Here is a 6,427-nt window from a genome sequence, read left to right as displayed (position 1 = left end):
CTTTTGACCTCTAGTTTACTAGGGTGCGGCCTGGAGTAATCTGATCACTATCGGTGACTCTCTACTGGCCATCGGGCGGGCGACCGTCAGGCGGGCGAGCAGAGACAGCACACGGCTGCTGAGCTTCCCTCCTCGGGAGGCGGGACCTTGCCACGCGGAAGGACGTCACAGATGCGGCAACGGAGCCGAGGCCGGCACGATGCAGCGACCGCCGAAGACCTGCTACCCGCTGAGGTCCGACGGCGGCGCTGTGAACGTGTCCTCTCTCGGGAGGAGCTCGCCCGACGCACCGGCTACAGCCGCCAGTACATCGGTCAGCTCGAACAGCCCAGCCGAGGCATCCCCTCCCGACCGGTGATCGCCGCAGTCGACGCGGCGCTGGAGGCCGGGGACGCCCTCATCGACCTGCGTGAGGCAGCCGTCGCCGCCCGGGCAGAACGCCTGCGTCGCCAGCCCGATCCGGAGCGGGAGTCCCGCCGCCGGGTTTCGGATCTGCTCGACCACCGCCGGTCGGACACCGAACTGGACTACCTCGATCGGTTGGTGGCCGATCTGATCGCCAAGGCCGACCGGCTCGATCCACAGGACGTCACCGCCCAGGTGCTGGAGCAGCAGAACGTCGTCGACAACCTGCTGCACACGCCCATGCTGCCGCACCAGCAGTTCCGGCTGTTCATGCTCGCGGGTCACCTGGCCGGGCTGCTCGCCATCTCCCTGTTGGACGTGGACGAGCTCGCGGGAGCCAGCACCTGCTGCCTCGAGGCGGCGGTGTTCACCGAGCTGACCGGTCACGAAGGACTACGGGCCTGGACCCTCGCGGTCGACAGCCTCATCGACGCGGCCGCCCGGCAGGCCTGCGAGGGCAACGAACCCGGCACCGAACCCGGCATCGCGTCCGGCGACGGCCTCGGGGCCCCCGTGCCACCGGACCCACGGTCCGGGCCGCCAGGCGAACCCAGCGATCCAAGGTATGCTCTGGCCGGCGGGGATGACGCCGGTGGCGAGACGCTCGACGAGATGCTGATCGCGCCGGGCGGGCGAGCCACCCCGCCCCGGTTGGTCGCGCTGGTAAAGGGACGTATCGCGCGCTTCGCCACGGCGAGTACGCGCCGAGCGGTTCCGATTCCGCCGACCAGTATCTCTCACGCGTTCCGACCACCGGTCTGAGCGGCGGTCAGACGTCCGCGAAACGCAGTGCGCGCAGCGCCGGAACATCACCTCGCCGCGCGGCACGCCCGGCGAAGGCGATAATCCCCGCCTGCTGGCGCGCACCGAGCCGAAAGTCGAGAGTGGTGAAATACCGGGCCAGCGTGCCCGGGTCGAACACCTCAAAACGGGCCGCCCGCGCCGCGACCTCGTCCACATCACGCAGCGCCAGGTCGAGTCCGGAGCGGAACGCGCCGTGCACCTCCTTGACCACCCCGGGACGGCGTTCGGCGAAGGACCGTCGGGCGGCCCACACGGCGAACACCATGGGCAGGCCGGTCCACTCCCGCCAGGCGGCACCGAGATCGACGAGCCGGAGAGGATGGTCCGGACCGCCCCGCTCGGCATCGTAAGTCGCCCGTAGCGCGGCATCACCGATGATCACTGCGGCATCCGCCTCCCGCAACATCGACGGCAGGTCCGGCGGCATCGTCACATACTCCGGTCGCAGGCCGTAGCGATCCTCCAGCAACATCCGGGCGAGCAGCACGCTGGTCCTGGACGTCGAGCCGAGCGCGACGGTCCGGATCTCCATGAGCGGCGCCGCCGTGCCCAGCACGACGGACAGGACCGGACCGTCGGAGCCGACCGCGAGGTCGGACAGCACGACGAGCTCGTCGGCATGCCGGAGGTACTCCACCAGGCTGATCGGACCGATATCGAGATCGCCGGCGACCAGCGCGTCGTTCAGCCGGTCCGGGGTGTCCTTCGTCAGCTCGATGTCGAGCAGAGCACCGGAGTGGACCAGTCCCCAGTACAGCGGCAGGCAGTTCAGAAACTGGATGTGCCCCACCCGGGGACGGGCCTGGGTATCGCCATCGTTGTCCGCTCCGGCTCCGGTCAACGCCGTCCGCCCCGGCGCTCCTCCATGACCTCGATGACCACGCGGCGCTGGCGCAACGCCAGGGGATAGCTGAGCAGCCCGCTGAACACCACGGCCAGGGCGAAGGCCAGCAGCCCGCTCACCCCCAGCAGCAGGACCACGGCCAGCACCGCTCCGAAGAGCAGCACGCGTACCGCGAAGTACCGCAGGTTGATGCCAAGCAGGCCGCGCTCGCCCGCCTGGCCCGATCCGGTCGGCGAGTCAGGCATCGCCCCCTGTGGCCACGAAACCCGCTGTGGCCACGGAAGCCGCTGTAGCCACGGAACCAGCCGCCTACGCGGTTGCACCATCACGTCCTCCGTCTCTTCGTCGGCACCCAGCCAAGCCGGCGCAGCACGGTCGGGAAGAAGCCCAGCCCCAGGAAGACGACGAACAGACCCAGCAGGCCGGCGGCGCCGATCGGCAGACCGATCCAGTCGAGCACCACGTACCCGGCCACCCCCGGAAACAGGATCACCAGGAAGGCAAGCACAAAGATCGATCCGATGCCGGGCGCTCCGGGGGGCCGGACAGGCCCGGGACTCCCGGGCGCCGGCGACTCCTCGGATCCGCGGGCCGGCCCCGGCCCGTCCCCGGTGCCCATCCGGTCCACCGGTCAGGCGTCGATCGAGGTCGGGACGTCACGCCGAGCCGGGTCGGGACCGTCGTAGACACGGATCTCCCGGTAGCGGGTGTCCCGCTCGACCGGGCGGAAGCCGGCGTCGCGGATGATTGCGAGCAGATCCTCGCGGGTCATGGTGTGCGGCGTCCCGAACCGGTCCGCATCGTGCGTGATCTTGTACTCGACAACGGAACCGTCGAGGTCGTCAGCGCCGAAGTTCAACGCGAGCTGCGCCGTGGTGAGGCCGTGCATCACCCAGAAGCACTTGATGTGATCCACGTTGTCGAACAGCAGCCGGGAAACGGCGAACGTCTTCAACGCCTCGACCCCCGTCGCCATCGGCTGGTTCATCAACCGGTTGCGCGGGTCACCGGCGGCGTCGTGCTGGAAGCGCAGCGGGATGAAGACCGTGAACCCGCCCGTGGAATCCTGCAGCTCACGCAGCCGCAGCACGTGGTCCACCCGGTGCCGGGGCTCCTCAATGTGCCCGTACAGCATCGTGCACGGGGTGCGCAGGCCCTTGGCGTGGGCGAGCCGGTGGATGCGCGACCAATCCTCCCAGTGCGTCTCGTGACCGACGATCTTCTGGCGGACCTCCCAGTCGAAGATCTCCGCACCGCCGCCGGTGAGCGACTCGAGTCCCGCATCGATGAGCTCGTCGAGAATCTCGTCGGCGGACAGGCCGCTGATCTTCTCGAACCAGTGGATCTCGGTAGCGGTGAACGCCTTCAACGCGACGCCGGGCAGCGCCTTGCCTAGCTCCCGCAGCGAGCGCGGATAGTAGCGCCAGGGCAGCGTCGGATGCAGACCGTTGACGATGTGCAGCTCGGTGATCCCGGCCGGCTCCATCTCCTTCGCCAGCCGGACAGCTTCCTCGATGCGCATGGTGTAAGCATCGGACTCACCGGGCTTGCGCTGGAACGAGCAGTACGCGCAGGACGCCGAGCAGACGTTCGTCAGGTTCAGATGCCGGTTGACGTTGAAAAAGGTCTTGTCGCCGTTCTTTCTGGTACGAACCTCGTGGGCGAGACCGCCCAACCAGACGAGGTCGTCGCTGGCGTACAGCGCCTCCCCGTCGGCACGGCTCAGCCTCTCGCCGACGGAAACCTTGGCCTCGATCTCCCGCTTGAGCCCAGCATCCATGCCTTCTAGCCTAGCCCGCAGCTCTCGGCGTCCTCGGAGGCGAGCACAGCTACCCGGTCACAGCCGCCCCGCGATCCGGCGGGGCATCCGGATTACTCGCGGCTACCCGCCGTTCCCGGTGTTCCCGCCGTTCCCGGTGTTCCCGGCATCCGGGCGCTGAGCGGCCCGCTGTGCGGCCCTGCGCTGCATCCGCCCGAGCGGCCAGGTCAGCAGTCCGGCGACGGCGAACCCAATGAGCAGCGCCATCAGCAGGTTCAGCCCCACGGTCACCAGGATTACGGTGATCACGGCGAGGGCGGCGACGCGGGTCAGGAAGTACGGCAGTTGCGCACGCAGGTTCACGTCCTGCGGCGCGGGCCGCTCGGCGCGAGTGGGACGACCCGGCCGCGCCGAGGCGCCGCGGCCCCCCCGCCGAGGCGGGTCTGCGTGCCGTGGCCCCGTCCACCCCGCCGGTTCCGCGGCCCCGGTTCCTCGCCGGTCCGCGCCCACCCGTGGCCATATCGTCCTCATCCCGCCGGCACCGCGGCCCCGGTCGGGGCCCGTTCCCGACAACTGTGCCTGTCCGGGCGGGGCCTGCGCCAGGGGGAACAGGCGTCACCCGGCCGGTGGCGCCGCCTCGACGTCCGCCAGGTCACGGCGGCCCGGCAGGTCACAGCGGGCGCCGCCGAGCTCGCCGGTCCAACGCCGGAAGAGCGTGTGCGGCACGTCGGCGGCGTCGAGCACCCGCCCGGCCACGAAGTCGACGAGATCGCCGGCCGTCCGTACGCCCGCGTAAAATCCCGGGCTCGCCGCGGCCACCACCGCCCCGGCGTCGTGCAGGTCCAACATGTGGCGCAGCGTCGCGCGGGTGTAGGGCATCTCCCGCGGGACGACGATCAGACGGCGGCCTTCCTTGAGCGTGACATCCGCCGACCGCTGCAACAGATCCTTGGACAATCCCAGGGTGATGCCGGCTAGGCAGGCCGTGCTCGCCGGGACGACGACCATCCCGCGGGTCGGGTACGAACCGCTGCTCGTCGGCGCCCCCAGATCACCCGGGGCATGTACCTCGACGAGGGTGGACACCGTATCGGCCAGCGCGTCACGATCGGCCCGCCGCGCCGACACACCCGCTGGAGATGACACCCCGCCCAGGGGCATGGACAACCACGTGACCAGGGCTTTCGCCCAGGCGGAGTCACGCCAGGCGATGCCCGTCTCATCGAGCAGGGTCAGGCGGGCCGCGCGGGACAGCACCAGATCGACTGGCAGCCGGGCGGCCAGCAGGCCACGCAGCACCGCGGCCGCGTAGGGGGTTCCACTGGCGCCGCTCACCCCGACCACCCACGGCAGGCGCGGTCCGGCCTCCTCCTCGGGGGCACTGAAAACATCGGCCATGACGAATCCGACGCTCAGACGGCCAGGCCACGGCTGGCGAGATCGACGACGGCGAAGAGGAACAGGACGATGCCGACGAATCCGTTCGCGGTGAGGAAGGCCCGGTTGACCCGCGACAGGTCGTTCGGGGACACAATGGCGTGCTCATAGCAGAATGCCGCCGCCGTCAGCACGAGCCCGGCCCACCACCACGCACCAGCGTTGTCCAGCAGCCCGTAGACGATGAACAACGCAAAGGTGATCATATGCGTAACCGTGGAGCCAATGAGCGCGGCCCGCACCCCGAACCGGGCCGGCACCGCACGCACGCCGATGCGCCGGTCGACCTCGGCATCCTGGCAGGCGTAGATCACGTCGAAGCCGCCGATCCAGCTACCGACCGCGAGGCCGAGCACCAGTGCGGCCCAGGACCACTCGCCGGTGACCGCGATCCACGCGCCGACCGGGGCCACCGCCTGGGCGATGCCGAGCACGGCGTGCGGGAAGTCGGTGAACCGTTTCGCGTAGGGGTAGACGACGAGCGGCGCGACGGCGACCGGCGCGAGCAGCAGGCAGAGCCAGGACAGGGCCGCGGCGGCGGTGAGGAAGACGGCGAGCGCGACCGCGGCGCCGACGACCGCCGTGCGCACCGAGACCACGCCGGTGACCAGCTCTCGGTTCGCCGTCCTCGGATTACGGGCGTCGATCGCGCGATCGATGACCCGGTTTGCGGCCATGGCGAAGGTTCGGGCCGCGACCATCGCCACGCTGACGAGGGCGAGGTCCGACCAGCGCACCGACCGGGAATCCGCGAACGAGGCGGCGAGCGCCGCGATGTAGGCGAACGGCAGCGCGAAGACCGAGTGCTCGATGACGACGAGCCGCAGGAACGCCCGTACCCGGCCGGCGGCGTGTCCCGGGCCGGCTCCCGACCCTCGCCCGACCGGCTCCGACGCGCCCGGCACCCACGCGGCGTCACTCACCGCAATCACCACTCCTTGTTCCTTGCCTATCCAGAGGCCCTAGCGTCCTTTTTGTCCCTCTGGATAGGCAAGGAAAACGGAGGACGGTCACAGTCCATACTCCTTCCATCGGCGGGTGACCCGTTCGCGGACCGCCTCGTCCATGACGATCTCCTCCGGCCAGCCGCCGTTGCGCCGGTAACCCTCGCTCGGTAGCTTGCGGGTCGCGTCCACACCAACCTTGCCGCCCCAGAACTGCTCGTAGGCGGCGTGGTC

Annotated in this window: 8 protein-coding genes and 1 pseudogene; 1 reads left to right on the top strand and 8 read right to left on the bottom strand. The window is 70.0% G+C overall.

Annotated features, from left to right (window positions below):
* Positions 1-171: 171 nt before the first annotated feature.
* Positions 172-1,167, top strand: coding sequence for a helix-turn-helix domain-containing protein (locus tag ACY45C_RS00060; RefSeq protein WP_462185638.1), 996 nt, complete (start codon positions 172-174; stop codon positions 1,165-1,167).
* A 7-nt stretch (positions 1,168-1,174) separates the two neighbouring features.
* Here ACY45C_RS00060 and ACY45C_RS00055 read toward each other — a convergent pair whose 3' ends face one another.
* The 8 genes and pseudogenes from ACY45C_RS00055 to ACY45C_RS00020 all read right to left on the bottom strand — a co-directional run.
* On the bottom strand, positions 1,175-2,050 hold the full coding sequence (locus tag ACY45C_RS00055; RefSeq protein WP_462185637.1) for a menaquinone biosynthetic enzyme MqnA/MqnD family protein: 876 nt from the start codon (positions 2,048-2,050) through the stop codon (positions 1,175-1,177).
* Positions 2,047-2,298: a hypothetical protein gene (locus ACY45C_RS00050; protein WP_462185636.1), complete on the bottom strand. Its 252-nt coding sequence runs from the start codon at positions 2,296-2,298 to the stop codon at positions 2,047-2,049. The genes ACY45C_RS00055 and ACY45C_RS00050 overlap by 4 nt, the downstream gene beginning before the upstream one ends.
* An 80-nt stretch (positions 2,299-2,378) precedes the next feature.
* Positions 2,379-2,672, bottom strand: a complete 294-nt coding sequence (locus tag ACY45C_RS00045; protein WP_462185635.1) for a hypothetical protein — start codon at positions 2,670-2,672, stop codon at positions 2,379-2,381.
* A 12-nt stretch (positions 2,673-2,684) separates the two neighbouring features.
* Positions 2,685-3,833: an aminofutalosine synthase MqnE gene (gene mqnE, locus ACY45C_RS00040; protein WP_462185634.1), complete on the bottom strand. Its 1,149-nt coding sequence runs from the start codon at positions 3,831-3,833 to the stop codon at positions 2,685-2,687.
* A 102-nt stretch (positions 3,834-3,935) separates the two neighbouring features.
* Positions 3,936-4,175 carry a hypothetical protein gene (locus ACY45C_RS00035; RefSeq protein WP_462185633.1) on the bottom strand — a complete coding sequence of 80 codons (240 nt, stop codon included), beginning with the start codon at positions 4,173-4,175 and terminating at the stop codon, positions 3,936-3,938.
* Between the two features lie 252 nt (positions 4,176-4,427).
* Entirely contained in the window at positions 4,428-5,210 is a 783-nt protein-coding gene (locus tag ACY45C_RS00030) for a UbiX family flavin prenyltransferase (protein WP_462185632.1), read from the bottom strand.
* A 14-nt stretch (positions 5,211-5,224) separates the two neighbouring features.
* Positions 5,225-6,172: a menaquinone biosynthesis prenyltransferase MqnP gene (mqnP, locus tag ACY45C_RS00025; RefSeq protein ID WP_462185631.1), complete on the bottom strand. Its 948-nt coding sequence runs from the start codon at positions 6,170-6,172 to the stop codon at positions 5,225-5,227.
* A gap of 87 nt (positions 6,173-6,259) precedes the next feature.
* Positions 6,260-6,427 (bottom strand): annotated as a pseudogene (locus tag ACY45C_RS00020) (menaquinone biosynthesis decarboxylase); the annotation flags it as partial.

It is taken from the genome of Frankia sp. CcWB2, from assembly GCF_977927585.1.
Note: the sequence above shows the minus strand (reverse complement) of the source record. Positions and strands in the feature narration are given on the sequence as shown.